General features: G+C 64.0%; 21 protein-coding genes and 1 pseudogene. 11 read left to right on the plus strand and 11 right to left on the minus strand.

The features are described 5' to 3' along the window. Nucleotides 1–2: 2 nt before the first annotated feature. Entirely contained in the window at nt 3–1,430 is a 1,428-nt protein-coding gene (gene der, locus ATB98_RS09515; protein WP_066872526.1) for a ribosome biogenesis GTPase Der, read from the plus strand. 273 nt (nt 1,431–1,703) lie between these two features. Here der and ATB98_RS09520 read toward each other — a convergent pair whose 3' ends face one another. Continuing rightward, the gene (locus tag ATB98_RS09520) at nt 1,704–2,630 is read right to left on the minus strand and encodes a sugar kinase (RefSeq protein WP_066872532.1); all 927 of its coding nucleotides are present in this window, start codon (nt 2,628–2,630) and stop codon (nt 1,704–1,706) included. 141 nt (nt 2,631–2,771) lie between these two features. On the opposite strand from ATB98_RS09520, the gene bglA reads away from it, so the two are divergent. Next, the gene (gene bglA, locus ATB98_RS09525) at nt 2,772–4,418 is read left to right on the plus strand and encodes a beta-galactosidase BglA (protein ID WP_066872535.1); all 1,647 of its coding nucleotides are present in this window, start codon (nt 2,772–2,774) and stop codon (nt 4,416–4,418) included. Between the two features lie 80 nt (nt 4,419–4,498). On the opposite strand, the gene ade is transcribed toward bglA, so the two are convergent. The 8 genes from ade to ATB98_RS09570 all read right to left on the minus strand — a co-directional run bounded on the left by ade (nt 4,499) and on the right by ATB98_RS09570 (nt 12,848). Continuing rightward, nucleotides 4,499–6,196, minus strand: a complete 1,698-nt coding sequence (gene ade / locus ATB98_RS09530; protein ID WP_066872775.1) for an adenine deaminase — start codon at nt 6,194–6,196, stop codon at nt 4,499–4,501. Between the two features lie 91 nt (nt 6,197–6,287). After that, nucleotides 6,288–7,616: an aspartate aminotransferase family protein gene (locus ATB98_RS09535; protein ID WP_066872537.1), complete on the minus strand. Its 1,329-nt coding sequence runs from the start codon at nt 7,614–7,616 to the stop codon at nt 6,288–6,290. 251 nt (nt 7,617–7,867) lie between these two features. Further along, nucleotides 7,868–8,404 carry an ATP-binding protein gene (locus tag ATB98_RS09545; RefSeq protein ID WP_066872778.1) on the minus strand — a complete coding sequence of 179 codons (537 nt, stop codon included), beginning with the start codon at nt 8,402–8,404 and terminating at the stop codon, nt 7,868–7,870. A gap of 104 nt (nt 8,405–8,508) precedes the next feature. Next, nucleotides 8,509–8,853 carry an ArsR/SmtB family transcription factor gene (locus tag ATB98_RS09550; protein ID WP_066872781.1) on the minus strand — a complete coding sequence of 115 codons (345 nt, stop codon included), beginning with the start codon at nt 8,851–8,853 and terminating at the stop codon, nt 8,509–8,511. A gap of 118 nt (nt 8,854–8,971) precedes the next feature. After that, nucleotides 8,972–9,715, minus strand: a complete 744-nt coding sequence (locus tag ATB98_RS09555) for a HugZ family pyridoxamine 5'-phosphate oxidase (protein ID WP_066872546.1) — start codon at nt 9,713–9,715, stop codon at nt 8,972–8,974. A 99-nt stretch (nt 9,716–9,814) separates the two neighbouring features. Further along, nucleotides 9,815–10,861, minus strand: coding sequence for a choline ABC transporter ATP-binding protein (gene choV, locus ATB98_RS09560; protein WP_066872549.1), 1,047 nt, complete (start codon nt 10,859–10,861; stop codon nt 9,815–9,817). Next, the gene (choW, locus tag ATB98_RS09565) at nt 10,858–11,703 is read right to left on the minus strand and encodes a choline ABC transporter permease subunit (protein WP_066872783.1); all 846 of its coding nucleotides are present in this window, start codon (nt 11,701–11,703) and stop codon (nt 10,858–10,860) included. Before choW ends, choV begins: the two co-directional genes overlap by 4 nt. A gap of 188 nt (nt 11,704–11,891) precedes the next feature. After that, complete coding sequence (locus ATB98_RS09570; protein WP_066872786.1) at nt 11,892–12,848, minus strand: choline ABC transporter substrate-binding protein; 957 nt, start codon at nt 12,846–12,848, stop codon at nt 11,892–11,894. Between the two features lie 286 nt (nt 12,849–13,134). Between ATB98_RS09570 and ATB98_RS09575 the strand changes: the two are divergent. From ATB98_RS09575 to ATB98_RS09610, 8 genes and pseudogenes are all read left to right on the plus strand, one after another. Beyond that, a pseudogene (locus tag ATB98_RS09575) lies at nt 13,135–13,722 on the plus strand (thymidine kinase). A gap of 211 nt (nt 13,723–13,933) precedes the next feature. Next, complete coding sequence (locus tag ATB98_RS09580) at nt 13,934–15,022, plus strand: coiled-coil domain-containing protein (protein ID WP_066872552.1); 1,089 nt, start codon at nt 13,934–13,936, stop codon at nt 15,020–15,022. A gap of 60 nt (nt 15,023–15,082) precedes the next feature. Continuing rightward, nucleotides 15,083–16,231, plus strand: coding sequence for a hypothetical protein (locus ATB98_RS09585; RefSeq protein ID WP_066872556.1), 1,149 nt, complete (start codon nt 15,083–15,085; stop codon nt 16,229–16,231). 3 nt (nt 16,232–16,234) lie between these two features. Beyond that, entirely contained in the window at nt 16,235–18,151 is a 1,917-nt protein-coding gene (locus ATB98_RS09590; protein WP_066872559.1) for an AAA family ATPase, read from the plus strand. A 256-nt stretch (nt 18,152–18,407) separates the two neighbouring features. Continuing rightward, complete coding sequence (locus ATB98_RS09595) at nt 18,408–18,815, plus strand: endonuclease domain-containing protein (protein WP_066872562.1); 408 nt, start codon at nt 18,408–18,410, stop codon at nt 18,813–18,815. 285 nt (nt 18,816–19,100) lie between these two features. Next, entirely contained in the window at nt 19,101–20,390 is a 1,290-nt protein-coding gene (locus ATB98_RS09600; protein WP_066872564.1) for a DUF6638 family protein, read from the plus strand. 3 nt (nt 20,391–20,393) lie between these two features. Next, a complete protein-coding gene (locus ATB98_RS09605; RefSeq protein WP_066872567.1) occupies nt 20,394–21,614 on the plus strand; it encodes a DUF2333 family protein in 1,221 nt (406 codons plus the stop codon). Nucleotides 21,615–21,700: 86 nt separating this feature from the next. After that, on the plus strand, nt 21,701–23,380 hold the full coding sequence (locus ATB98_RS09610; RefSeq protein ID WP_066872570.1) for a formate--tetrahydrofolate ligase: 1,680 nt from the start codon (nt 21,701–21,703) through the stop codon (nt 23,378–23,380). 230 nt (nt 23,381–23,610) lie between these two features. On the opposite strand, the gene ATB98_RS09615 is transcribed toward ATB98_RS09610, so the two are convergent. Next, nucleotides 23,611–24,120: a DUF1993 domain-containing protein gene (locus tag ATB98_RS09615; protein WP_066872789.1), complete on the minus strand. Its 510-nt coding sequence runs from the start codon at nt 24,118–24,120 to the stop codon at nt 23,611–23,613. A gap of 207 nt (nt 24,121–24,327) precedes the next feature. Here ATB98_RS09615 and ATB98_RS09620 point away from each other — a divergent pair, with 207 nt between their 5' ends. Next, a complete protein-coding gene (locus ATB98_RS09620) occupies nt 24,328–24,768 on the plus strand; it encodes a thioesterase domain-containing protein (protein WP_066872573.1) in 441 nt (146 codons plus the stop codon). 105 nt (nt 24,769–24,873) lie between these two features. On the opposite strand, the gene ATB98_RS09625 is transcribed toward ATB98_RS09620, so the two are convergent. Next, complete coding sequence (locus tag ATB98_RS09625) at nt 24,874–25,737, minus strand: extensin-like domain-containing protein (RefSeq protein WP_066872575.1); 864 nt, start codon at nt 25,735–25,737, stop codon at nt 24,874–24,876. Between the last annotated feature and the right edge of the window lie 223 nt (nt 25,738–25,960).

Consider the following 25,960-nt stretch of genomic DNA (forward strand, 5'->3'; position numbering starts at 1 on the left):
AGATGAGCTTCACCGTCGCCATCGTCGGGCGCCCCAATGTCGGCAAGTCCACCTTGTTCAACCGCCTGGTTGGCAAGAAGCTGGCGCTCGTCGACGATACGCCGGGGGTGACCCGCGACCGGCGGCCCGGCGACGCGAGGCTCGTCGACCTCAAGTTCCGCATCATCGACACCGCCGGTCTCGAGCAATCGGCGCCCGATAGCCTGCAGGGGCGGATGTGGGCGCAGACCGAGGCGGCGATCGACGAGGCGGACCTGTCGCTCTTCGTCGTCGACGCCAAGGCCGGCCTGACGCCGGCCGACGAGACGCTCGCCGAGATGCTGCGCCGCCGGGGAAAACCGGTGATCGTCGTCGCCAACAAGGCGGAAGCGCGCGGCTCCGAAGGCGGCTTCTACGATGCCTTCACGCTCGGCCTCGGCGAGCCGTGCCCGATCTCGGCCGAACACGGCCAGGGCATGCTCGACCTGCGCGACGCGATCGTCGCCGCGCTCGGGGAGGAGAGGGCGTTTCCGCCGGCCGAGGACGTCGCCGAGACCGATGTCGATCTCAGCCCGACCGTCCCGGGCGAGGAGGAGGAAGAGGCGGAGCCCGTCTATGACGAGACGAAGCCGTTGCGGGTTGCGATCGTCGGCCGGCCGAATGCCGGCAAGTCGACGCTCATCAACCGCTTCCTCGGCGAGGACCGGCTGCTGACCGGCCCCGAGGCCGGCATCACCCGGGATTCCATCTCGGTCGAGTGGCATTGGCGCGGACGCACGATCAAGATGTTCGACACCGCCGGCATGCGCCGCAAGGCGAAGGTGCAGGAGAAGCTCGAAAAGCTCTCGGTCGCCGACGCGCTGCGCGCCATCCGTTTTGCCGAGACAGTCGTCATCGTCTTCGACGCCACGATCCCCTTCGAAAAGCAGGACCTGCAGATCGTCGATCTGGTCCTGCGCGAGGGCCGCGCCGCCGTGCTTGCCTTCAACAAATGGGATCTCGTCGAGAACTGGCAGGCGGTGCTTGCGGACCTGCGCGAAAAGACCGAGCGCCTCCTGCCGCAGGCGCGCGGCATCCGGGCGGTGCCGATTTCCGGGCACACCGGCTACGGCCTCGACCGGCTGATGCAGGCGATAATCGAAACCGACAAGGTCTGGAACCGGCGCATCTCGACCGCGCGCCTCAACCGCTGGCTCGAGCAGCAACAGGTGCAGCATCCGCCGCCGGCCGTCTCCGGCCGCCGCCTGAAGCTCAAATACATGACCCAGGTGAAGGCCCGTCCGCCGGGCTTCATGATCTCCTGCACGCGGCCGGAGGCCGTGCCGGAATCCTATGTCCGTTACCTGATCAACGGCCTGCGCAACGATTTCGACATGCCGGGCGTGCCGATCCGCATGCATTTCCGGGCGTCGGACAACCCTTACGAATCGAGGGCGCGCAAGAAGCGCTAGATGTGAGCATTTTGCAGTCAGGTGGAATCACCTGACGTCGTAGAAATGCGGCAAAAACAAAAAGATAGAGCGGTGGCGCGAACGCATGTGCGCGCATCCGGCTCTAGCCGATTTCTAAGGTCGTGAAAGCCCCTCATCCGGCTGCCGCCACCTTCTCCCCGCAGGCGGGGCGAAGGGACGATGCCGCGTCGCCCGAGTCCTCTCCCCGCAAGCGACGCAAGCGGGGAGAGGGTTAGTCTTCGGGTAAACCCGAGGAGAGGGGCGAGCGCAGCCTCACATCATGCTGTCTGCCGGCAATTTCTTCCGTTCCACCAGCGCCCCGTGATGGCCGATCACGGCTGCCGCTACCCGCGCGGCGAAGGCTGCGGCGTCGGCGGGGCGGTCGCCGGCTGCGAGGCGGGCGAGGAACGAGCCGTTGAAGCTGTCGCCGGCGCTGGTGGTGTCGACGATGCGGGAAACGGGTGCGGCCGGGACATGCAGGCGGGCTTCCTTGCCGAACTCAAGCGTGACGCCGTTGGCGCCGTCCTTGACGGCGACGTCTTCGGCGCCGAGCGCACGGTAGCGCTCGATCGTCGCGCCGACGGATGCGTCGCCGAAATGCGCGGCCTCGTCGTCGTAGCTCGGCAGGACCATCGTCGCAGCGCGGGCGCCGGCCTCGATGGTCGCACGCATCCGCGCTGCGTCGTCCCAGAGGCGCGGGCGGATATTGGGGTCGAAGGCGACGCGCTTGCCGCCCGCCTTGGCGCGCCGCATCTCCGACAGCAGCGTTTCGACGGCGTCGGGCGCAAGGATCGCGAGCGTGATGCCCGAGAAGAAGACGACGTCGGCCGCCTCGATCGCGCTCCTCAGCCGGTCGGGATCGTCAGCGAGCCGCTTGGCGGCGGAGGTGGAGCGCCAATAGGAGAAGCTCCGTTCGCCATCCTTGAGATGGATCATGTAGAGGCCGGGCATCAGCCCCTCCAGGCGGCGGATCCGCGCCGTTCGAACCCCGGTATCCTCCATGAAGGCAAGCATCTCGTCCGACACGACGTCGGTGCCGACGGCGGTGAAATAATCCACCGTCCAATCCGCCGGCAGGAAGAGCCGTGCATAGTAGGCGGTGTTGAATGTGTCGCCGGCATAGCCCTTGCGCAGCATGCCTCCTTCCGCCTGCATCAGCTCGACCATGCATTCGCCGATCGACAGCATGCTGCCCTTCATCTGTTCCTCCCTTTCGTGCCGCATTCGCCCAATGGGTTAGCGGCGCGCCGTCGCTTCGGCAAGCGAATGTTGACAGCGGCGTTTACGCGGGCGACGCCTGACGGTAAATCTTGGTTCGGAACTCGTGCCGAGGGAGATCGAATGGCGACAGCACCGAGATCGGGCAAGGACTGGTGGCGTGGTGCGGTGATCTACCAGGTCTATCCGCGGTCCTTCCAGGATACGAACGGCGACGGTATCGGCGACCTGCGCGGCGTCACCCGGCGGCTTCCCCACATCGCATCGCTGGGCGTCGACGCCATATGGCTGTCCCCCTTCTTCACCTCGCCCCAGGCGGACATGGGTTACGACGTTTCCGATTATTGCGACGTCGATCCGATGTTCGGCACGCTCGCCGATTTCGACGAGATGCTTGCCGAGGCGCACCGGCTGGGGCTGAAGGTGATCATCGACCAGGTCATCTCGCACACCTCCGACCAGCACCCCTGGTTCATCGAAAGCCGGTCGAGCAGGACCAATGCGAGGGCTGACTGGTACGTCTGGGCGGACCCGAAGCCGGACGGCACGGCGCCGAACAACTGGCTTTCGATCTTCGGCGGCCCCGCCTGGGAATGGGACGGCGTCCGCAGGCAATATTACATGCACAATTTCCTGTCGTCGCAGCCGGACCTCAACTTCCATAATCCGGAAGTGCAGGAGGCGGTGCTTTCGACCGTCCGCTTCTGGCTCGACCGCGGCGTCGACGGGTTCCGCCTAGACACCGCGAATTTCTATTTCCATGACCGGCATCTGCGGGACAACCCGCCGCGCGTTCCCGATCCGGACGCGATCGGCCTCGATGCGCCCGACGTCAACCCCTACGGCATGCAGGATCACCTTTACGACAAGAGCCAGCCCGAGAATATCGGCTTCCTGAGGCGGCTGCGGGCGCTGCTCGACGCCTATGGCGACCGCGCGACGGTTGGCGAGGTCGGCGACGGCCCGCGCTCGCTGAAGACCGTTGCCGCCTATACCGGCGGCAACGACAAGCTCAACATGTGCTACACCTTCGACCTGCTCGGGCCGGATTTTACCGCAAGCCACATCCGCCGCTGCGTCGCCGATTTCCAGGCGATCGTCGCCGATGGCTGGGTCTGCTGGGCCTTCTCGAACCACGACGTCATGCGCCATGTCAGCCGCTTCGCGCTCGGCGAGGCCGACCGGGAACGGGTGGCGAAGCTCGCCATTGCGCTGCTTGCCAGCCTGCGCGGCTCGATCTGCCTTTACCAGGGCGAGGAACTGGGCCTGCCGGAGGCGGAGCTCACCTTCGAGGAACTGCGCGATCCCTACGGCATCCGCTTCTGGCCCGCTTTCAAGGGCCGCGACGGCTGCCGCACGCCGATGGTCTGGGAACGGGACCGGCCGAATGCCGGCTTTTCCGCCGCGAACCCATGGCTGCCGGTGCACGATGACCAGCGGCTGCTGGCGGTGGACGCGCAGGACGGCGTTGCCGGATCGGTGCTGGACCATTACCGCCGGACACTCGCCTTCCGCCGCATGCACGCGCCGCTCCTCGACGGGGACCTGGCGTTTCTCACCATCAGGCAAGACGTTCTCGCTTTCACGAGGGAGAAGGACGGCGAGCGGCTGCTCTTCGTCTTCAACCTGACGCGGGAGCGGGAGCGGGTTCGGCTGCCTGCCGACACACGCGTCATCGAGCCGCTGCCAATGCCCGGTTTTGCGCCGGCCTTTATCGACGAGGTGGTTGTCCTCAAGGGCCTTGACGTGTTTTGCGGAAGGCTGCGGTGAATTGAGCCTTCCCTTTCGCCGTCATCCTCGGCTCAAGGCAGCTCAAGGCCGGGGATGACCTCCGGCGGGGGAGGGGATCCTCACCCGATCAACGCGAACTTGTCCACATCGACCAGGCCGCGGTCGGAAATCTTCAGGTGCGGGATCACCGGCAGCGGCAGGAAGGCGAGTTGCAGGAAGGGCTCTTCGAGCGTCGCTCCGAGCGCGAAGGCGGCCTGGCGCAGATGATGCAGGGTGTCGCGGACGCGCTCGTAGGGTTCGAGGCTCATGAGACCGGCGACGGGCAGCGCGATCTCGCCGGTGACCTTGCCGTCCTCGACGACGACGAAGCCGCCCTTGATCTCGCCGAGCCGATTGGCGGCAAGCGCCATGTCTTCGTCGCTGACGCCGACGACGCAGATATTGTGGCTGTCGTGACCGACGGTGGAGGCGATCGCCCCTTTCTTCAGCCCGAAGCCCTGGACGAAGCCGTTGGCGTGATTGCCGTTGACGCCGTGGCGCTCGATGACCGCGACCTTGATGATGTCGCGGCCGAGATCGACGCCGGTCTGGTTGCCCTCGGCCGGCAGCCGATAGCGGCGGTGTTCGGTGATGATCTTGCCGGGTAGAACGCCGATCACCGACGTCTCGGTCTCGCTATAGGGGACGCCGAAGTCGGCGGTCTTTACCGCGCGCGCCCTGACGCTGTCGAGCCCCACCGGCTCCACCGCCTTGCGGCGGGCGAAGAGCGCGTCCGTGACGCGTCTTCCGGCGGAAAAGACCATTTCGGCCCGGCAGCTCTCCAGGCTGTCGATGACGACGAGGTCGGCGCGCCAGCCGGGCGCGACGAGGCCGCGATCCCTGAGGCCGAAGGCGCGCGCGGCCGAGATCGAGGCGGCGCGGTAGATCGCGAGCGGCTCGACGCCGGCGGCAATCGCCGTACGGATCATGTGGTCGAGATGGCCCTGCTCGGCGATGTCGAGCGGATTGCGGTCGTCGGTGCAGAGCGCGAGATAGGGCGACAGCCGCTCGGTGATGATCGGCATCAGGGCATGCAGGTCCTTCGACACCGACCCTTCGCGCACGAGGATGTGCATGCCCTTGCGGATTTTCTCGAGTGCTTCCTCGGCCGTCGTGCATTCATGGTCAGTGCGGATGCCGGTTGCGAGGTAACCGTTCAGGTCCTTGCCGCGCAGAAGCGGTGCGTGACCGTCGATGTGTCCGCCCTGGAAGGCGTCGAGTTTTGCGAGGCAGACCGGATCCTTGTGGAGGACGCCGGGGAAGTTCATGAATTCGGCCAGCCCGATCACCTTCGGATGATGGCGGAAGGGCACGAGCCGTTCGACCGGCAGGTCGGCACCGGCGGTCTCGAGATGCGTCGCCGGCACGCAGGAGGAAAGCTGGACGCGGATGTCCATGACCGTTTCCATCGCCGAATCCAGGAAGAACTGGATGCCTTCGGTGCCAAGCACATTGGCGATCTCGTGCGGGTCGCAGATGGCGGTGGTGATGCCGAGCGGCAGGACGCAGCGGTCGAATTCATGCGGCGTGACGAGCGAGGACTCGATGTGCAGATGCGTGTCGATGAAGCCGGCGACGACGATGCGGCCGGAGACGTCGATTTCCTCGCGCCCCTGATAATCGCCGCAGGTGCCGACGATCCGGTCGCCCGAGATCGCGATGTCGGACGCGACGAGCTCGCCGGTGACGAGATCGAAGAAGCGCCCGCCCTTGAGCACGATGTCCGCCGGCTCGCGGCCGACGCCCTGATCGATGAACCGTTCCAGCGCTTCGGACATGCGTGCACCCTCGCTCTTCCACATTGATTCATAACAATAACCCTCTCCCCGCATGCGGGGAAAGGGCGTCCGTAAATCTCGAAGATAAGGCTCAGATGTTGTTTTTCAGGACGTCGCGCAGCTTGTCGAAGAGTTCGTCGATCTGTTTCTTCTCGATGATCAGCGGCGGCGAAAGCGCGATGATGTCGCCGGTGGTGCGGATCAACAGGCCCTTTTCATAGGCCTTGAGGAAGGCCGAGAAGGCGCGCTTCGTCGGCTCTCCGGCAATCGGCTCGAGCTCGATCGCGCCGATCAAACCGATATTGCGGATGTCGATCACATGCGGGCAATCCTTCAGCGAATGCAGCGCCTCTTCCCAATAGGGGGCGAGCTCGGCGGCCCGCGTCAGGAGACCCTCTTCCTTGTAGGTGTCGAGCGTTCCGAGTGCGGCGGCGGAAGCGATCGGGTTGCCCGAATAGGTATAGCCGTGGAAGAACTCGATGAGGTGCTCGGGGCCGGTCATGAAGGCGTCATGGATTTCCGAGGTGACGAAAACCGCGCCCATCGGGATGACGCCGTTGGTCAGCCCCTTCGCCGTGGTGATGATGTCCGGCTTCACGTCGAAATATTGCGCGGCAAAGGGCGTGCCGAGGCGGCCATAGCCGGTGATGACCTCGTCGAAGATCAACAGGATGCCGTGCCTGGTGCAGATTTCGCGCAACTTCTGGAGATATCCCTTCGGCGGAACGAGCACGCCCGTGGAGCCTGCGACCGGCTCGACGATGACAGCGGCGATCGTCGAAGCATCATGCAGGGTGACGATGCGCTCGAGTTCCGCAGCGAGATCGGCACCGTGCTCGGGCTCGCCGCGCGTGAAAGAATTTTTCGCCGGCAGGTGCGTGTGCGGCAGATGGTCGACGCCGGTCAGCAGCGTGCCGAACATCTTGCGATTGGCGACGATGCCGCCGACCGAGATGCCGCCGAAATTGACACCGTGATAGCCGCGCTCGCGGCCGATCAGCCGGAAGCGCGAGCCGTTGCCCTTGGCGCGGTGATAGGCGAGCGCCACCTTCAGGGCGGTGTCGACCGATTCCGAACCGGAATTGGTGTAGAGAACGTGGTTCAGGCCTTCGGGCGCGATGTCGACCAGCCGGTTCGCCAGCTCGAACGCCTTCGGATGGCCGAGCTGGAAGGCCGGCGCATAGTCGAGCTCGCCCGCCTGCTCGCGGATCGCTTCGGTGATCTTGGGCCGACAATGGCCGGCATTGACGCACCAGAGGCCCGCCGTGCCGTCCAGCACCGTCCTGCCGTCATGCGTCGTGTAGTACATGTCCTTGGCACCGACGAAGAGGCGCGGCTCCTTCTTGAACTGCCGGTTGGCGGTGAACGGCATCCAGAAGGCCCTGAGATCGTTCGGCGTGGTGTTCAGGCGGTTCGACATGTCGGTTCTCCTCGGTGGATTCTGCCCATGCTGCAATGGCTTAGGCCGGATTCTTTTACCTGTTGGTCAAACTATCAGCGCGCCGATAAGCGTCAAGCCTGCGGTCGATCGCGTCCCACACACCATGAACTGTCGCAATGCTCGGCTGCGCACATGCTCGAAGCTGCCGTGTTGCAGGGCATGCAGGGCATGCAGGGCACGCAGGATGACCGCGATGCTTGCGAGCTGGTTCGTGCGAGCTCGCCTATTTGTCATGTCGGCAGGCGAAACGACCCGCTTTTCACGGCCTCGATCACCGCGCTCAGGGTGTCGTCCCGACTGTGTCCGTTGGTTGACAGGACATGCCGCTCAAGCAGCCCCAGCGATGAGAGCTGTCGGTACAGCTGCGTGATAGGCCCCGGGTCGGTCAAGGTGTCCCCGCCACGCTCCTGGCAACGCCAGATCGCGACATCGAGCGGTGGACGTAGAACGACGTAGTGGAGCGGCGCTGAGATCTTCTTGAATGGTTCCAAGAACCACGGTCCGACAATGCCGTCTACCACGACAAAATAGCCACCCTCGGCGTACGCCGCGGCCACCTTCGTCAAAATATCGACCACAAGGATGTTTTGTTCACGCGCTTCAGGCAGATAGGGCGGAATCGCTCCGTTCTTGATGAAGTGCCAGAAGTCGTCGCAATGCAGATGGACCTTCGATGATCCAGGCTCTCCGGCAAGCTTCTGCGCTGTCGTGGTTTTTCCAGAACCGGGCGGCCCGGTGAGTATGAGAATTTCGCCCGCGTGATCCATGGCGCGATCAATAGCATGCAGCCGCGCAATACAAAACATAAGCCCCGCGCGACTGGGTCGCCGGGGCTTGTAAGGCTGGTCTGTCGGCCTGGCGTCTTGGGAGGCTACGCCGACTTGCGGATCAGGGGTTTTTCTTCTGCGGCACTCGCGTCTTCGCCGTAGATCTCGGAGAGGGCGCCCAAAATCTTCATGACCGCGTCAGAGGAGCTCGAATAATAGATCGTCTGCGCGTCACGACGGGTGCTGACCAGATTCTGGGCACGCAGTTTCGAAAGGTGCTGGGAAAGAGCCGACTGGCTCAGCCCGACCTTGTTGGCCAATGCACCGACGGCCATCTCCTCCTTGACCAGCGAGTCGAGGATGAGCAGGCGCTTCGGATTTGCCATGGCCGAAAGGAAACCGGCTGCTATCTCGGCTTCCTCGTGTTTTTCTGGCGAGAGAGGCTGCATCGCGTGCTCCATGCGAAGATTCATCACACGTAGTTATGTTTGACGAAGGACGATAATTAGCCGTGATGCATAAAAGGGCAACCACCCACTGCAAGAAATGGGGGTAGGTAGATGCGGTTTAACCGTAAAGTTTTTTCAAAATTGGCCGTAACTCGGCCACATCGCGGATCGGCGTTTCGAATTCGAGGCGCTTGAGCTGCTCGCCGTCCGAGAGGTCGAGACCCGCCGCATCGATGCCGACGATTCGCCAGTCGCCCTCCCGTGCCTTGCAATGAGTCGTTGCATAGAACTGCACCGCGTCGAGATGATCGGTGTTCATGTGCTCGATTGCGCTGGCTTCCATTTCGGCCAATGCGGAGAGCGCCGGGGAGTCGACGGCGAGATCTTCGGCCGCCAAGGCATAGGCGCGCCCGAAGCCGCCGTTCAGGCTTGCGCGCAGCGGATTGAGGCGGAAGAAGCCGAAATCGGGGAAATCGATGTAGAGCGCGGCCTTCGAATGCCGGCGGAGGAAACGCTCGCGAATGCGGACATGGGTCGCGGAGTCACGCGCCACCTCCTCGGCGTCGCACTGAACGGTCAGCCGCGGATGGGCGAGCGGATCGCCCTTTCCCGGTTCGCCGGTCAGAAGGGAGGCGCGGCTGTCGGCGAGGAGCGCCCGGGTGTGCGTCGACAGCCGCGAGACGAGGATTACCGGCGCTCCGTCGACGTCGAAGCCGATGAGTACACGGCTGACGAAGGGGAAGCCGCCGCTGTCGGGCTCGATGGCGGCAAGCGCGCCGCTTCTTGCCGAACGCAGCAGCATGCGCGCGAGCTTGCGGGCCTCGTCATCGGTCTCGCGCAGGACGTTCTGTTTCTCGCTCATGGTTCGCCTCCTCGCGCCGGATATCGTTTCCTTGCCGCTCCAAAACAAAAAGCCTGGAGCGACCGCTCCAGGCTTTTTTGAACCGTGCGGCGTGCCGCGTCAATTTTTGCTGCGATGGCGCGTCAGCCCTTCGACGATGTTCTGCGCGTCGATCGTGCCGACTACCGAGCCGTTATCGACGACGCCGATGCTGCCGGGCTGGCGGGACATGGCGTCGAGGATATCGACGAGCGGCGTCGTCGGCTTGGCGGTCGCCGTCACGCCGGCGCCGGCCGCCCGCTCGACGCCGGTGGCCATCACGTCCTTCGCCGTCAGCATGGTGATCGGGTTCATGTGCTGGACGAAATCGGCCACGTACTGGTTGGCCGGGTTCTTGACGATCTCCTGCGGTGTTCCGCACTGGATGATGCGTCCGCCCTCCATGATGGCGATTCGGTTGCCGATGCGGAAGGCCTCGTCGAGGTCGTGGCTGACGAAGATGATCGTCTTTTTCAGCCGCCGCTGGAATTCGAGCAGCTCGTCCTGCAGGCGCGTGCGGATCAGGGGATCGAGCGCGGAGAACGGCTCGTCCATCAGCAGGATGGGGGCGCCGGTGGCAAAGGCGCGGGCGAGGCCGACGCGCTGCTGCATGCCGCCCGAAAGCTCGTTGACCTTGCGCTCGGCCCATTTCGTCAGGTTGACGAGCTCGAGCTGCTCGCCGACGAGCTTTTTCCTTTCCGCTTCCGGAACGCCGGCGAGCTCCAGTCCGAAACCGACATTGTCCGCGACCGTGCGCCACGGCAGGAGCGCGAACTGCTGGAACACCATCGAGACCGTGTGCATGCGGAAATCGCGCAGGGACTTCGCGTTGCAGCGATAGGGATTGAGCGATCCGCCCGCGGTCTTCACCTCGACTTCGCCGCGTACCACCGGGGCCAGGCCGTTGACGGCCCTCAGCAGCGTCGATTTGCCGGAGCCGGAGAGCCCCATCAGGACGAGGATCTCGCCCTCGTGGATCGACAGCGACGCGCCGGCGACGCCCAGCACCAGGCCGGTGGCGGCGCCGATCTCGTCGCGGGTCTTGCCCTGGTCGACCATCTGCAGGGCGGTCTGCGGGTTCTTGCCGAAGATGATGTCGACATTCTTGAAAACGACGGCGTCTGTCATGCGCCTTCTCCTTCATCGGACGTGCGGAACAGACGGTCGAGAACGATGGCAAGGATGACGATGCAGAGTCCGGATTCGAAGCCCTTGGCGATGTTGACCGTGTTCAGCGCCCTGAGGACAGGCACGCCGAGACCGTCTGCACCGACGAGCGCGGCGATGACCACCATCGACAGCGACAGCATGATCGTCTGGGTGAGACCGGCCATGATCTGCGGCATCGCGAAAGGCAGTTCCACTTTTCGCAGCACCTGCCACGGGGTGGCGCCAAAGGATTCGGCCGCCTCGACGAGCGACGGCGGCGTCGAGATGATGCCAAGGCGCGTCAGGCGGATGGGTGCGGGAATGGCGAAGATGACCGTTGCGATCAGCCCGGGCACCATGCCGAGGCCGAAAAGGATCAGCGCCGGAATGAGATAGACGAAGGTGGGGATCGTCTGCATGAGATCGAGGATCGGGCGCATGATCGAGTAGATCCAGGCGCGCCGCGCGGCAGCGATGCCGAGCGGTACGCCGACGGCCATGCTGACGAAGGTCGCAGCGAGCACGAGGGCCAGCGTCTCCGTCGTTTCCTGCCAATAGCCCTGATTGACGATCAGGAGCAAACCAAGACAGGTGAAGAGGGCGATGCCGATCGAGCGGCGGAACCACCATGCAAGCGCAGTGACCAGCGCGATGACGACAAGGGGATGCGGCGCCTGGAGGATGTAGAGCAGGACGGAGATGATCGCCGAGAGCAGATTTGCGAGCTGGTCGAAGAACAGCGCGAAGTTCGTCGTCAGCCAGTCGACGAACGCCTTGGCCCAGCCGCCGATGGGGATGCGGTTTTCAGTCAGAAATTCCACGAACTGGATCCCTCTTGTCAGGGTCAAACATTGATCGCATGACGCGGTGAAGGAAGGCGGAGGGATTCCCCGCCTCTATCCGCAGGCTCTCCTGAAGTCGTCGCCGACTCAAGCAAGCCATGCGCCAATTCAGAGCGCGACAGCGACCTTTGCGCGGGCCTTTGGAGGCGCGCCGGCGCCGCGGTCGATCAGAGACCGAGGGCCGTCTTCACTGCGGCAAGGCCGTCGCCGCCGTCCTTGGTGGTAACGCCTGCGAGCCAAGGTTCGACGGCGGACGGATTATCCTTGAGCCAGGCCGCAGCCGCCTTTTCCGGGTCTTCGCCGTCGTTCAGGATCTTGCCCATGATCTCGTTCTCCATCGGGAGCGAGAACTTCATGTTCTTGAGCAGGGCGCCGACATTCGGGCATTCGGTCGTATAGCCGGCACGCACGTTGGTGTAGACCGTGGCACCGCCGTAGTTCGGGCCAAAAATGTCGTCGCCGCCGGAAAGATAGGTGAGCTTGAAGTTGGCGTTCATCGGATGCGGCTCCCATCCGAGGAAGACGATCGGCTCGCCGCCCTTCTCGGCACGCGCCACCTGCGCGAGCATGCCCTGCTCGGAGGACTCGACGACCTCGAAGCCCTTGAGATCGAAGGTGCCCTTCTCGACCATGTCGATGATCAGACGGTTGCCGTCATTGCCGGGTTCGATCCCGTAGATCTTGCCGCCGAGCTCGTCCTTGTGGCCAGCGATGTCCTTGAAGTCCTTGATGCCGAGCTCGGCACCCTTGGCATTGGTCGCGAGCGTGTACTTCGCGCCCTCGAGGTTCTCGCGCACCGTTTCGACCGACTTGTCGTCGCGATAGGGCGCGATGTCGGCTTCCATCGTCGGCATCCAGTTGCCGAGGAAGACGTCGATATCCTTGTTCTTCAAGGACGTATAGGTGACCGGAACCGACAGGACCTTCACGTCCGTCTGGTAGCCGAGCGCCTTGAGGATGGTCGTCGCGGTCGCGGTCGTGGCGGTGATGTCCGTCCAACCGACATCGGAGAAGCGGACGGTGCCGCAGCTTTCCGGCTCGGCCGCAAGCGCGCTGCCTGCGGTGAGCGCTGCCATGCAAACGGCGCCCGCCAGCATGAACTTGAGAGAATAGGTCCTTATCATCGTCATCGTTCCCCTGCGTCAGTTGTTTTTTTAGCCAAACACCAATGAAGCCCGAATTCAAGCGCCTTGGCGTCGACGGCAGTGTATTGCCTCATTACATTAAGGGGGCGCACAGAGCGACGCGGAATGTCGCAATGGCAGCTAAAAAGGACGCGGCGCGGCCATGCGACGGCCATGGCGGCGGTTCGCGGGGCGCCTGCGAAATTCTGTGGGTCGCGCCGCCATGCTCTGGCCATTCGTCGCCGGCCTCGTCATGTAGCGCCATGCGATTCCGGAGACGGGGACAATGGCCAAGCTCTACTTCAGCTATGCGACGATGAATGCGGGCAAGAGCACGCTGCTCCTGCAGGCCGCCTACAACTATCAGGAGCGCGGCATGCGCGTCGTCATGCTGATCGCCGCCTTCGACGACCGCGCCGGCACGGGCCGCATCGCGTCGCGCATCGGCCTCGAATCGGAGGCGATTCCCTTCCACGCGAAGGACGATCTCTACGGGCTCATCGAGCGCCTGACCGGCGACGGCTCCGGCGAAATCGCCTGCGTCTTCGTGGACGAGGCGCAGTTCCTCGGCGAGGAGCAGGTCTAGCAGCTTGCCCGCGTCGCCGATCGCCTCGGCATCCCGGTGATGGCCTATGGCTTGCGCACCGATTTCCAGGGCAAGCTCTTTCCGGGCTCGATGGCGCTTCTGGCGCTTGCGGACGAATTGCGCGAGGTCAGGACGATCTGCCATTGCGGGCGCAAGGCGACGATGGTCGTGCGCCTCGACGGCGACGGCAAGGTCGTGCGCGAGGGAGCGCAGGTGGATGTCGGCGGCAATGAAAAGTACGTCTCCTATTGCCGGCGCCACTGGGAAGAGCGGATTCGCAAGGGCTGACCATCGCCGGCCGCGCCGGCGGCGACGCCGTCGCACCTTGAATTTGCTGCATGCCGCCCGAAACCGCCGAACCGTTTCGGGCCGTATGCGTTTAAGCGAAAAAGCCGGCGCGCCACCTTGTCGTTATCCTGTAAACACCCTTTATATAACTGCAATCGAGGGCTGAATAATCCGGCGCGCACATGCTTGCCCGGACGGAGGGAGAAATCGAATGGCGACGCTTCAGAATTTTGACGCGGAAATCGAGAAGACGCGCGGCGTCGTTGACCAGATGCGCAGCAAGCTGGAGCAGTCCGGCGTCGTCCTCGAACAGTTCGCCAAGGCCGACACGAAGCTCGGCGACGTCAATTTCGATATCGAGAACGCCCGCATCCAGGACGTGATCAGCCAGCAGAAGGTGATGGAAGCCAACATTGCCGATCTCATCATCGGGCTGGAGGACGCGACCAATGTCTTCGGCGCCGAATTCGAAAGCATGAAGAGCTATACCGGCTACGAGAAGTTCATCGGCATCTTCTCCAAGCAGGCGATGCAGCGGATGCGCACCGATCGCGTCCGAAACATGTCGCTCGCCGGCAACCTGCAGGAACTGCTCTCCAAGTCCGACACCATCGTCGGCATCCTCAAGGAGCAGCGGTCGATCCTCGACCAGCGCTACAAGACCTCCGAACAGAGCCTCATCCAGGTGATCGAGCGGCGCAAGGGCACCATGGCGGCGCTCGAGGAGACGCAGAAGCGTATCGAGGAACTCAATCCGCTGCTGCTCGACATCGAGAACCGGATCGCCGCCTCGACCGACCAGATGACCCGCACCGGACTCGAAGCCGAGCGTTCGCAGCTTGCCACCGAGTATAACGAGAAGCAGGCGAAGGAGCAGGAGCTGCTCGCCGAGAGCCAGACGCTCGAGCGCTACACGGCGATGTTCCAGACCTTCGTCGATTCGCTCAACAACCAGATCGCCGCCCAGAACACGCTGATCAACAAGCTGACCATCGACACCGAGCAGCGCATCGTCCTCTACAAGGCGCTCGAGGACTCGCTGAAGACGGCGGCGCAGCAGGACGTTGCCCACAAGATCAACACGCTCGGCAGCCAGGTCGACACGGCCGCCGAGGAGACGATGGCGGGGATCGGCGCCGCCGCGCAGCGCCATATCGGCGACCTCTTGGAAATGCATGAAAAGAACATGCTTGCGACGCAGGATATCCAGCGGCGCAAGAAGCTCGCCGATGACGCCTTTGCCCGTCGCTTCCAGTCGGTGATGGACAAGCACAATGCCGCAAACTACGTGAAGCAGTGATCGGCAAGGCGGCATGACCAGCTTTCCGACCGCCTTTCGGCATTTGCCGGGAGGACTTGAATGAACACCGCGGTTCCCCCTGCCGTCAGGCAGTATTTCGCCTCCATTCGCGCCGCTTTGGCCGGGCTCGAGCTCTTCCTCGGCGAGCGCAATTCGCCGCTCTACCGCAACACGGTCGTCGGGGAGGTCATCGTTCCCTTTCTCGCCCGGCTGAAGGCCTCCGTTGCTTGCTGGGAGAACCGCATCGGCTTCGTCGAGCATTTCCGGATATCGCGTGCGGAAAGCGGATTCCCCGTTTTCCAGAGCGTGCTGGAGCTCGAGAACGACCGGCAGAGCGCGGAGAAGCGCCTGGCGAACATCCCTGCCGCCGATGCGCTGCGCGAGGAGATGGTGGATTTCATCCTCCGCCAGAAGGCCTTTCCGGAGGCGCTGCAGGCCCGCATGGCCGAGAGGCTCTATCTCGAGCAGATCGGCAAGGGCGACATCTTCTCGCCGTTCATCCTGCCGGAGACGATCCGGGTCGCCGTCAATCCGAGGACGATGCGGCCCTATTACGTCGTCTCCTGGGGGGCCTTCGACGGCAGCCAGACCTTGCCCATGGTCTATATGGCGACGATCGAGGATTCCTCGGAAGACATCGTCCGGATGCTGGTCACCGAAGACGGCAGGCTCAACCCCGACGTGGATATCCCGCTTCCGGTCGGCGGCCTGCTCAATCCGGAGCTTGCGAGCCGTTTCGACGATTTCGCCTCGAAGAACAGCGCCTATTCGCTGACGCCGGTGACGATCGCCACCAATCTCGACAAGGATTTCCCGGAACTGCACCCGAAGCAGCTTCGGCGCATCGTGCTCGGACCGTTCTATTCGGCCGGCATCACCGAGAACAATGCGAGGATCAACGAGATCCTCTCCAAGGTGCGCAAGAGCGAAAATGCCTGGCTGCTCACCTGGACGGTGCAGGAGGTCTTCTCGAAGGCGGAGCGGCCGGCGAGGCGAGGCTTCTGGTCGACGACGCCGGCGCAGGAGGAATTCCATATCGATACCGCCAATCTCGAGGCGGCGCGCATGGGGGTGAGCGCCTACGAGAAGCACGCGCTGGTGCCGCACGACGCCTACCAGGCACTCTATGCCGCCGGCGAGGCGGGGCAGGTCTTCGGCGATTACAAGGTGCATGTCATTTCCGGCAACCAGGTGGTGAGCGAGGTTTGAGCCATGACGTTGAATGCGGGCCTGACGACGCTGCACGAGGACGACATCGCCAAGCATCAGGCGGTGGCCCAGAGCCTCGTGACCAAGCTGGTGATCCTGGAGAAGGAAGATGCCGCCGCCGGAACCCCGATCGCCGGCACCGGCCGCCGCTTCGTCTCCACCGTTTCGACCGGGGGCCAGCGCCGCACCCGCGAGATCGAACTTCAGCGCACCATCCAGGCGGTGCGCGGCGCCGATCCGCTGCTGTCACCGGCGCAGCATGCGGTGCTCTACCGCACGCGCCGCGGCATCCAGGTGGCGCTTGCGGTGGCCGAGGTCTTCGGGCGGCAGACCGATCTCGAACAATTGCAGGCGCGCAATGCGAGCGCACCGCTTGCCGGCGAGGACGCCGCACACTTCAAGGCGCTGCTGTCGGCTTCGGCCTATGTCGCGGCCTTCACGCTTGCCGCCTATATAGGCGCGACGCTTGCGGGGGAGGGCGAGCCCGTCGACGACGCCGCCGAGCCGGATTTCCTCTTCGACACGCCGCAGGACGCACTGAAGAGCATGGTTGCCGGCCTTGAGCGCAGCATCGCCGGCGCGCCGGACGACCTGACGCTCACCGCGCGGGCGCGCGCCTTCTCGCGCGTCGCGATCGAGGGATTGATCGCCCGCAAGGCGCGCTTCACCGGGCTGCAGAGTTTCGAGACCGTGCATCTCCGGCTCGACCAGGACGACTTCACCCTCAACGGCTTCGATGTCGCGCCCGGGCAGAAGCGCAAGCCCCTGGTGATGACCTTCAAGAAGCCCGAGGAGATCATCGGCAACCACATCGCCAAGTACCAGGCGCTGAAGCTCGCCAAGATGCTGATGGCCTACGATTTCGACCGGCAGATGAACCCCTTCGTCGAGCTCGGCGGCTTCCTCTTCACCTTCATCGGCGACGGCATGCCCGGCACCGGCAAGACGATTCTCATCCAGATGCTCGCCGGCATGCTTCACGACTATTGCGGCGTCGCCGGCTACCCCTTCCACTACGAGAATTTCGGCGTCGACCAGATATCATCCTACCAGGGCAAATCCGGCCAGAACTGCAAGGAGTTCGTCAACAACGTGATGAACCCGCGGGCGATCGGCTTCGGCACGATCGACGATGTCGACCAGGTGGCGGCGAAGCGTTTCGACGACCGGGCCTCGGCCGGCCAGCACGAGGTGACGGCGGTGCTGATGGAGAGCTTCGCCGGCGCCTCCACCGTGGTGCGCGGCAACTGCACCTTCGGCATGTTCTCGAACTACCCGGAGAATGTCGACGATGCGCTGCGCCAGCGGGCCGGCGCACGCTGGCTGGTCGACGGGCCGCAGACGGAGACGGACTATATCGATATCTTCGCGCTCCTCGTCGGCAAAAACCACGAGATTCCGCTCGGGCAACACGAGCTCTATGCCGGCCAGGAAATCAAGCGCGCGGTTTCGCAATCCTACGCCGCGCATTCGCGTCCGCAGGAGGAGGGGCTCGCCGCGGTCTGGGAACGCTACGAGAAAGAGAAGGGCAAGATCGCCACGCTCGCCGATGTCGGCGCCTATCTGCACATGATCAAGGAAGCCGAACCGCGCTTCACCGGCCGGGCGATCAGGAACATCACCGATGCGATCAAGATGCGGGCGATCGACGTCGAACTGCCTGACGACTGGTTCAAGGATGCGGGCTCCTTCATGCACAAGTCCTACGACGAGAAGAAGGCCATGATCGAGGAACTGCGCGGGCCCATCACCATCGACATGGTGCTGCAGGAAATCAACCGCTATGCCGACAGCGAGTTCCGCTACACCGACAAGTCCGACGATGCCGCCGTCGCCGACATCATCCGCCGCGAGCGGCAGCGGGAAAAGGCGATCCGCGAGATCGAGACGATGAAGCGCGAGGGCAGGTGGCAGGGATGATTGATCGTCTCATTGCCCTGGGCTTTGCCCCTCACCCTAACCCTCTCCCCGCAGGCGGGGAGAGGGGACGAGGTCCGCGTTTGGGATTGCCGTTGGTGGATTCCGGACACGCCTTTGCTGGATTAGGCGGGTGCAAATCGCCCCCGGCTGACGGCCATTTGTGTCTCGGACTGGCACCGTCGGCCGCAACGGAATCCCCTCTCCCCGCGTGCGGGGAGAGGGCCAGGGTGAGGGGCAGCCACAAGGTGAAGCGCGCATGAGAGGGGCCAACGAACGCCGGACGCAGCGCGCCAGAGACCTCAGACAAGGCGACAACGACGCAGAGTCGATCCTGTGGTCGGAACTGCGGGACAGGCGCCTCAACGGCTTCAAGTTCGTCCGGCAGTTTCCGATCGGCGCTTACTTCGCCGATTTCGCCTGCCGCGATGCGCGGTTGGTCGTTGAAGTAGACGGCAGCCAGCACGCCGTCAGTAGCCGCGATGTTGCGCGCGACAAGTACATGCTCCTGAACGGTTGGAGCGTGGCTCGCTTTTGGAACACGCACATATTCCGCGATCGCGCCGGGGTTTTGGAGACGATCGTTGCCATTTTGGAGAAGCGATTGGTGCGCGAGGTAAGGACGACGGATTTGACGTTCATTCCTGCGGGTGGAAGACATGATTGAAATGTCGAGATTTGCCTTGCGATTTGCCCCTCTCCTCGGGTTCAACCCGAAAACTAGCCCTCTCCCCGCTCGCGGGGAGAGGGGACGAAATCGCTTGACCGCATTGTATTATCCGGATTCGGGGTTGTTTGATGGTCGGTTTCGACGCACTTCGGCTGGGTGGGGCGGAGCGTCCACGCACGACGCTGGCATCCCCTCTTTCCGTGCGCGGGGAGAGGGCCAGGGTGAGGGGCAGAGGCGGAGGCTCGGTGAGAGGCAGAGGATGCGCCGTGGGAGCACCACCGCATGAAACGCCTCCTCGAAGCGGAACTCATCTACGGGCGGCTGCTCGAGATCGCCGAGCCGCATTTGATCGCACGCTACAACAAGGCGCTCGGGGGCTTCGGGTTGAAGCCGACCGGGCTCGCGCGCTTCAGCATCGACATGACCGGCTTCTCGCCGGAGGTCGCCCACGAGCTCGGCGATCGCGACTATCTCGATCCCAATCGCGTCAACCGCCGCTTCATCATCCTGACGCCCGCGCAGGCGGAGCTGCCCGTGGTTCACACGAGCTTTTCCAACACCGCGGCGCTGATGCATGAATTCTTCAACGCCAACAGCCGGGCGATCAATGCGGTTACGATCAAGGACACGCTCTATGGCGAGATCGAGGATTCGGTCTCAATGGTCGAGGATATCGACGATCTCCTGTCGATCAACGAAGTGCGCTTCCGGGTGCTTTCGGCCGAGGACATGCTCGGCAAGGCGACCGAGCTTCGCGAACTCATCGACCGGCTGAAGAAGGTGCCCAATGCCTGGGCCGACGACCCCATGCTCGAGCGGATGGTGGAACTCGCCAGGACGACCGGCGACATCCGGCAGAACGCGCTCGTTCCCGACGAGCTCGTCTTCCGCCACCAGGCCTTCTGGGCCAACCATTTCGGCGGTGTCTACGTCTTCCTCGACGAGAAGACGACGACGGTCATCTGCGATCCTTCGGTGCCGGGTTTCCGGCGGTCGCGGCCCTGGCAGGTGAGCTACATCGCGATTACCGACCACGCCCGCATCTACGACTTTCTCGCGACGACCAGGCGGCTGCAATTGCCGCAGGCATCCTGGGTGCAGGAATCCGGTCTTTTCCAGCACCGTGCGGACATGGTCGTGCGCGGCCTCATCAACGATGTCGATCCTGGGGCCGATCTGACGAATGCCGACCGGATCTGGCTGCAGACCTGGATTCACCGCAACGCCGCCCTCGTCGCGCGCGATGGGCTCTATCCGTTCCTCCAGGAAATGTCGCGGGCGATCGCCGCGACCGGCTCGATCAAGATGCAGGAGATCGCGCCCGAAAATCGTTTCCTCCTGGTGAGGGCCGCACCCGACCACCCCGACCGGTGGCTCGTCAACCAGCTCATTTCACAGCTCGTCCCCCGCGATTTCGTCTCGCGTTTCGTGTTCGACAAGCAAGGCTTCTACGGCGCCTACGAACGCTACGGCGAAAAGTTCCGCGAATATGTTGTGGCAACGCTGACCGGCACATATCTCAGCGACAAGGCCGCCTTCCGCCACAAGCTCTACGGTCTCAAAGAGGAATAGGACATGTTCGATCCGATCGTTGCGTTCTTCCAGCGTGTTTTCACGGCGATCGGCCGTGGCATCGGCCTGGCGGTGGCGTGGATTCTCTGGCCCTTCGTCGCGCTCGGCGCCTGGTACCGGGGGCGGAGCTGGATCATCAAGGGGCCGATCGCGCTGATCCTCCTGGCACTCGTCGTCTTCTACGGATACTTCATCTGGCAGACGCAGGCCTGGACCAATTTCGATCCGGACTACGTCGATCGCTACAAGCTTGCCGAGCGCACGGTGCCGGCCGGTTCGCCGGTCAGCGGCCCGGGTGCGGCGACGGGTCAGTCCGGTGCCGCGGCGGGCGCAAACCAGGCCGCGGTCCAACCCTCCGGTGCCGACAGCACGACCGAGGCGCTCGCCGTCGTGCAACTTCCGGCCGGAACGGTCTGCCAGACCTCGGCCATCGTCGACGTGACGGCGGATCTGATAGACCTCAACGTCAACCAGAATGCCTGGATATCCTCGATGCTCGCCTACAAGCTCGGCTTTTTCGGGCTCGACTGGGACGACACGCCCTGGCTCGACAACAAGGCGTCGTTCCAGCGCGGCATAAACCAGGCGGTGCGGCGCACGGCGGTCGAGCTCGTCGATTCGCTCGGCCGCGTCCGCGGCACCTCAGGCATCAACAACGACCTGCAGAGCGCCCGCGGCAACATCCAGTTCGACGAGGAGACCTGGTATTTCGGCCTCAACCCCTTCGGCCCCAAGACCCCGACGCCGAGCTTCTACCGCGCCGCCGAGCGCGACTTCCGGAAGTTCAACGTCTCGCTCGGAAAATGCGAAGCGGTCTTCGACGGCCGGTCCGACAACATGGTCGAGTTCCTCGACCGCATCGCCAACGACCTCGGCAATACCTCCGCCATCATCCGCGAGCGCTCGGAATTCCACAATGGCGGCTGGTTCGACACGCGGGCCGACGACCGCTTCTGGTTCTCCTTCGGCCAGCTCTACGGCTATTACGGCATCCTTTCGGCCGCCGGTGCCGACTTCGAGAATGTCGTCCAGCAACGCGGCCTGACGCCAATCTACACCGAGACGCTGAAGCAGCTTCGCTCGGCGCTGCGCATCCAGCCGCTCATCATCTCGAACGGCCGCGAGGATGGCTGGATCATGCCGACTCATCTCGCCACCATGGGCTTCTACATCCTTCGCGTCCGCTCGAACCTCGTCGAAATGCGCGACATCCTTGCGCGCTGACGGGCGGCATGCCAGCGTAAGCGCAAAGAAACGCAGCGCGCGTTCCGCGGAGGAGGCGGAGTGCGCGAGCGAAAAAGGGGGGAGACATGCCGGAGGTCAGATCCGATATCGAGATCGCGCGCGCCGCGAAGAAGAAGCCGATCACGGAGATCGGTGAAAAGCTCGGCATACCGCCGGAGCATCTTTTGCCCTACGGCCACGACAAGGCGAAGGTCAGCGCCGCGTTCATCGCCGCGCAAAAGGAGAAAAGCAGCGGCCGGCTCATCCTGGTGACGGCGATCAACCCGACGCCGGCGGGCGAGGGCAAGACGACGACGACCGTCGGCCTCGGCGACGGCCTCAACCGCATCGGCAAGAAGGCGATCGTCTGCATCCGGGAAGCCTCGCTCGGCCCCTGCTTCGGCAGCAAGGGCGGTGCGGCCGGCGGCGGCTACGCCCAGGTCGTGCCCATGGAGGACATCAACCTTCACTTCACCGGTGACTTCCACGCGATCACGGCGGCGCACAACCTGCTCTCGGCCCTGATCGACAACCATATCTACTGGGGCAACGAACAGGCGATCGACATCCGCCGCATCGCCTGGCGCCGCGTGATGGACATCAACGATCGGGCGCTGCGCCAGATCGTCGGTTCGCTCGGCGGCGTCGCCAACGGCTATCCGCGCGAGACCGGTTTCGACATCACCGTCGCCTCTGAAGTCATGGCGATCCTGTGCCTGGCGATGGACCTCAAGGACCTCGAGACGCGACTCGGCAACATCATCATCGGGTACCGGCGCGACAAGAGCCCGGTCTTTGCGCGCGACATCAAGGCGGACGGGGCGATGACGGTGCTGCTCAAGGATGCGATGCAGCCGAATCTGGTGCAGACGCTCGAGAACAACCCGGCCTTCGTCCATGGCGGGCCTTTCGCCAATATCGCCCACGGCTGCAATTCGGTCGTGGCCACGGCGACGGCGCTGAAGCTCGCCGACTATGTCGTGACCGAGGCCGGTTTCGGCGCCGACCTCGGGGCGGAGAAATTCTTCGACATAAAGTGCCGCAAGGCGGGCCTGAAGCCGGACGCTGCCGTCGTCGTCGCGACCGTCAGGGCGATCAAGATGAATGGCGGCGTGAAAAGGGAGGACCTCGGCCGGGAGAATGTCGAGGCGGTCAGGAAGGGCTGCGCCAACCTCGGCCGGCACGTGCAGAACGTCAAGAAATTCGGCGTGCCGGTGCTGGTCGCGATCAACCATTTCACGACCGATACGGAAACGGAAATCCAGGCGATCAAGGCCTATGTCGCCACTCTCGGTTCCGAGGCGATCCTCTGCAAGCACTGGGCCCAGGGCTCGGCGGGGACCGAGGAGCTCGCGCGCAAGGTCGTGGACCTCGCCAATGCCGGGCATTCGCAGTTCTCGCCGCTTTACCCGGACGACATGCCGCTCTTCCAGAAGATCGAGACGATCGCCAAGGACATCTATCACGCGAGCGAGGTCATCGCCGACAAGGTCGTGCGCGACCAGCTCAGGACCTGGGAGGACCAGGGCTACGGGCAACTGCCGATCTGCATGGCCAAGACCCAATATTCCTTCTCGACCGACCCGAACCTGCGCGGCGCGCCGAGCGGCCACACCGTACCGATCCGCGAGGTGCGGCTTGCCGCCGGCGCCGGCTTCATCGTCGTCATCACCGGGGAGATCATGACGATGCCGGGCCTGCCGAAGGTGCCTTCGTCGGAGCGAATCTGCCTCAACGAGGAGGGGCTGATCGAGGGGCTGTTTTAACACCGTCGCGGGCGTCCACCCCCTCTGGCCTGCCGGCGATCTCCCCCACAGGGGGCCACAAGGGGGAGAAGCGGTGTGGCACCGTCTACGCCACCGCGGGAGCGTGCCGCTTGCAGGACGGCTCGTCGGAGCAAGGCGCCCGCCGCATATGTTCTCCCCCCTTGTGGGGCTTGTGGGGGAGATGGCCGGCAGGCCAGAGGGGGTAAGACGCGGAGGCAGAAAGTATAGAACTACCCGAGCCCGACGATGAAATCCGACTTGCCGATCGGAACGCCCTTGTGCCGGAGGATGGCGTAAGCGGTGGTGACGTGGAAGTAGAAGTTCGGCAATACGAATTTGAGGAGATAGTCCTCGCCGCTGAAGGTCATCTTGAAGTTGGGGAAGCTGAGCGTCACTTCGCGGCTCTCGCTGCCTTCGAGATCTTCCGGTTTGACCGTCTCGAAGAACGCCACGGTTTTTCCGATCCGCTGGCGCAGATCGTCGAAATTCCTTTCGTCATCGGGAAACCGCGGCACTTCGAGGGTGGTCAGCCGGGCGATGGCATTCTTGCTCGTGTCGCTCGCCCTCTGGACCTGCCCCGAGAGCGGCAGCATGTCCGGTGCCAGCCGCGCATCGAAGAGTTCGGAGAGCGGCAGGCCACTTTCAGAGGCGAAGGCCTCGGCCTTGTCGAGAAGGCCGCTGAGGGCGGAAAAGCCACGGGTGAAGGCGGGAACGGAAAGCGTGTGCATGGTGAGCGGCATGGAATGCTCCTCGGGTGGGGCGGGTGACGGCGGGATGAGCCAAAGGAAGATCGGCTGCGGTTTCATAGATCGTGTCGCGTGCCGATAATTTCAATCGAGACGGGAGCGCTTGCCTATCCGAAAGCCGACTTGCGGCCACTCGCTCGATGTGCTTTCGCTCGAGCACTACGTCTCCGATAGCGTCGCCGGGAACAACAGGGAGGCATCATGACACCAACGGAACTGCAGGCCTACCTCCACACCCACATACCGCTTTCCGCCGCGATGAAGGTCGAGGTGGTGGCCGCCGATTGGGATCACGTGCTCCTTCAGGCGCCGCTGGCACCGAACATAAACCATCGTGAAACCGTGTTCGGCGGCAGCGCTTCCGCCCTTGCGATTCTCTCCGCCTGGTCGCTCCTGCACCTTCGACTTCGTTCGAGCGGCGTTGCCGGCCGCCTGGTGATCCAGAGCAACACCATGGACTACCTAAAGCCCATGGCAGGCGCATTCTCGGCCCGCTCGAGCCTTGCGGACCCAGGGCAATGGCCGAGCTTCCTGCGATTGCTGGAACGACGGGGCCGGGCGCGCCTCGTGGTCACCGCCGAGCTCATGAGCGAGGGCGAGGCAGCCGGCCGCTTCTCCGGCGAGTTCGTGGCGCTTCGATAGTATCTCGCAGGGCGGAGCAGAAGCGAAGGTCGAGGATTTTGCCCCCCACCCTGAGCCTCTCCCCGCTTGCCCACCGCATGCATGAGGGGCGATTCCCAGCCGGTTCTATCGACAGTAGCGGTACCCGTTCTCCCGCTCGATGACGTCGAGATGCAGGTGCATCTCGTGCGCCTCGTCGCTGCCCGGATCGAGCACGGTCGTGAAGTAGAGGCAGGCCGAGGCCGTGACGGCGCGCTGGAACGCGCCGGTCAAGGTGCCGTCCTCGTCGCGTGGCTGGATGACGATGGTCTTGCCGTCGGCGAGCTCGAAGGAGGCGATGTCGACGGCGTTGCCGTGGGCGTGTTCCGATATCTTGCCCGTGCTCGCACCGTTCCTGTGCCGGCAGACATAGGTGGAGGCCTGGTTCAAGGCGGTGATGCGGGTATCCGGCCCGAAGGCCGTGCGGGCCGCCGGGGCCGCCGCTTCCTTGGTCCAGGTGGCGAGCGCCAGTGCCGTCCGGCAGCGCATCCTTCCCCCTGGGGAGAGGGCCACGCCGGGCAATATCGTCTCGACCTCGATCGGCTTGTCGATGCCGCAGCCGCTGCCGTCGTCGATGCGTGCCGCCTCGGTGAAGCGGCTGCCGATCTTCCTCAGCGCGGCGAGACAGGATGCATATTCCTCGGCGGACTCCGTCTTGACTGGAACGATCACCTCCGCCGGGGCCGCGCTCCCGGGCGGAGGGGGAAGCGCGTCATCCTTCTGCGGCAGGTCCTCACCTTTCCCGGGCGGGCTCTCCGCCTTGCTCGCGTCGTTGGCGAGACCTTCATCGCCGTCGCGCGCCTTCGCCGGTTTCGATGGGGGTCGCGGCATCGGTGTCGGTTGTCCGCCGAGGGTCGCGGGCTTTGCAACAGGCACCGGCCCCTTCTTCGGCAGCGTCGCGCCCGTAAGGATCACGGAGGAAAGCAGTATCATTCCGACGGCGTGGCGCATTGAGGTCCTCCCGTGTAGCGGCCGAAGCGGCGTAACGCGCGGAAAAACAATCCTGTTTCAAATTGTGCTGAAATTCAGGACGGGCCCGTCAGGAGGTCGTCGGGAGGGGAGGGGGACGTCCTTCCCCACCCTAATTTATATTGACTATTACACTCATGTTTTCTTATGTGGCGCAAATAAGGCGAGCGAAGCCCGTCTTGCCCGATTTCCGACACATGCCCAG

The organism is Sinorhizobium saheli, assembly GCF_001651875.1.
Taxonomy (GTDB): Bacteria; Pseudomonadota; Alphaproteobacteria; order Rhizobiales; family Rhizobiaceae; genus Sinorhizobium; species Sinorhizobium saheli.

What these genes read in the sequence shown, in the direction of transcription:
- ATB98_RS09605 (WP_066872567.1), top strand. Translation starts at nt 20,394, where the DNA reads ATGTTCGATCCGATCGTTGCGTTCTTCCAGCGTGTTTTCACGGCGATC.
- ATB98_RS09620 (WP_066872573.1), top strand. Translation starts at nt 24,328, where the DNA reads ATGACACCAACGGAACTGCAGGCCTACCTCCACACCCACATACCGCTT.
- ATB98_RS09585 (WP_066872556.1), top strand. Translation starts at nt 15,083, where the DNA reads ATGAACACCGCGGTTCCCCCTGCCGTCAGGCAGTATTTCGCCTCCATT.
- choV (WP_066872549.1), bottom strand. Translation starts at nt 10,861, where the DNA reads ATGACAGACGCCGTCGTTTTCAAGAATGTCGACATCATCTTCGGCAAG.
- ATB98_RS09610 (WP_066872570.1), top strand. Translation starts at nt 21,701, where the DNA reads ATGCCGGAGGTCAGATCCGATATCGAGATCGCGCGCGCCGCGAAGAAG.
- ATB98_RS09580 (WP_066872552.1), top strand. Translation starts at nt 13,934, where the DNA reads ATGGCGACGCTTCAGAATTTTGACGCGGAAATCGAGAAGACGCGCGGC.
- ATB98_RS09535 (WP_066872537.1), bottom strand. Translation starts at nt 7,616, where the DNA reads ATGTCGAACCGCCTGAACACCACGCCGAACGATCTCAGGGCCTTCTGG.
- ATB98_RS09520 (WP_066872532.1), bottom strand. Translation starts at nt 2,630, where the DNA reads ATGAAGGGCAGCATGCTGTCGATCGGCGAATGCATGGTCGAGCTGATG.
- ATB98_RS09570 (WP_066872786.1), bottom strand. Translation starts at nt 12,848, where the DNA reads ATGATAAGGACCTATTCTCTCAAGTTCATGCTGGCGGGCGCCGTTTGC.
- ATB98_RS09555 (WP_066872546.1), bottom strand. Translation starts at nt 9,715, where the DNA reads ATGAGCGAGAAACAGAACGTCCTGCGCGAGACCGATGACGAGGCCCGC.
- ATB98_RS09600 (WP_066872564.1), top strand. Translation starts at nt 19,101, where the DNA reads ATGAAACGCCTCCTCGAAGCGGAACTCATCTACGGGCGGCTGCTCGAG.
- ATB98_RS09590 (WP_066872559.1), top strand. Translation starts at nt 16,235, where the DNA reads ATGACGTTGAATGCGGGCCTGACGACGCTGCACGAGGACGACATCGCC.
- der (WP_066872526.1), top strand. Translation starts at nt 3, where the DNA reads ATGAGCTTCACCGTCGCCATCGTCGGGCGCCCCAATGTCGGCAAGTCC.
- ATB98_RS09615 (WP_066872789.1), bottom strand. Translation starts at nt 24,120, where the DNA reads ATGCCGCTCACCATGCACACGCTTTCCGTTCCCGCCTTCACCCGTGGC.
- ATB98_RS09625 (WP_066872575.1), bottom strand. Translation starts at nt 25,737, where the DNA reads ATGCGCCACGCCGTCGGAATGATACTGCTTTCCTCCGTGATCCTTACG.
- bglA (WP_066872535.1), top strand. Translation starts at nt 2,772, where the DNA reads ATGGCGACAGCACCGAGATCGGGCAAGGACTGGTGGCGTGGTGCGGTG.
- ade (WP_066872775.1), bottom strand. Translation starts at nt 6,196, where the DNA reads ATGTCCGAAGCGCTGGAACGGTTCATCGATCAGGGCGTCGGCCGCGAG.
- ATB98_RS09550 (WP_066872781.1), bottom strand. Translation starts at nt 8,853, where the DNA reads ATGCAGCCTCTCTCGCCAGAAAAACACGAGGAAGCCGAGATAGCAGCC.
- ATB98_RS09595 (WP_066872562.1), top strand. Translation starts at nt 18,408, where the DNA reads ATGAGAGGGGCCAACGAACGCCGGACGCAGCGCGCCAGAGACCTCAGA.
- ATB98_RS09545 (WP_066872778.1), bottom strand. Translation starts at nt 8,404, where the DNA reads ATGGATCACGCGGGCGAAATTCTCATACTCACCGGGCCGCCCGGTTCT.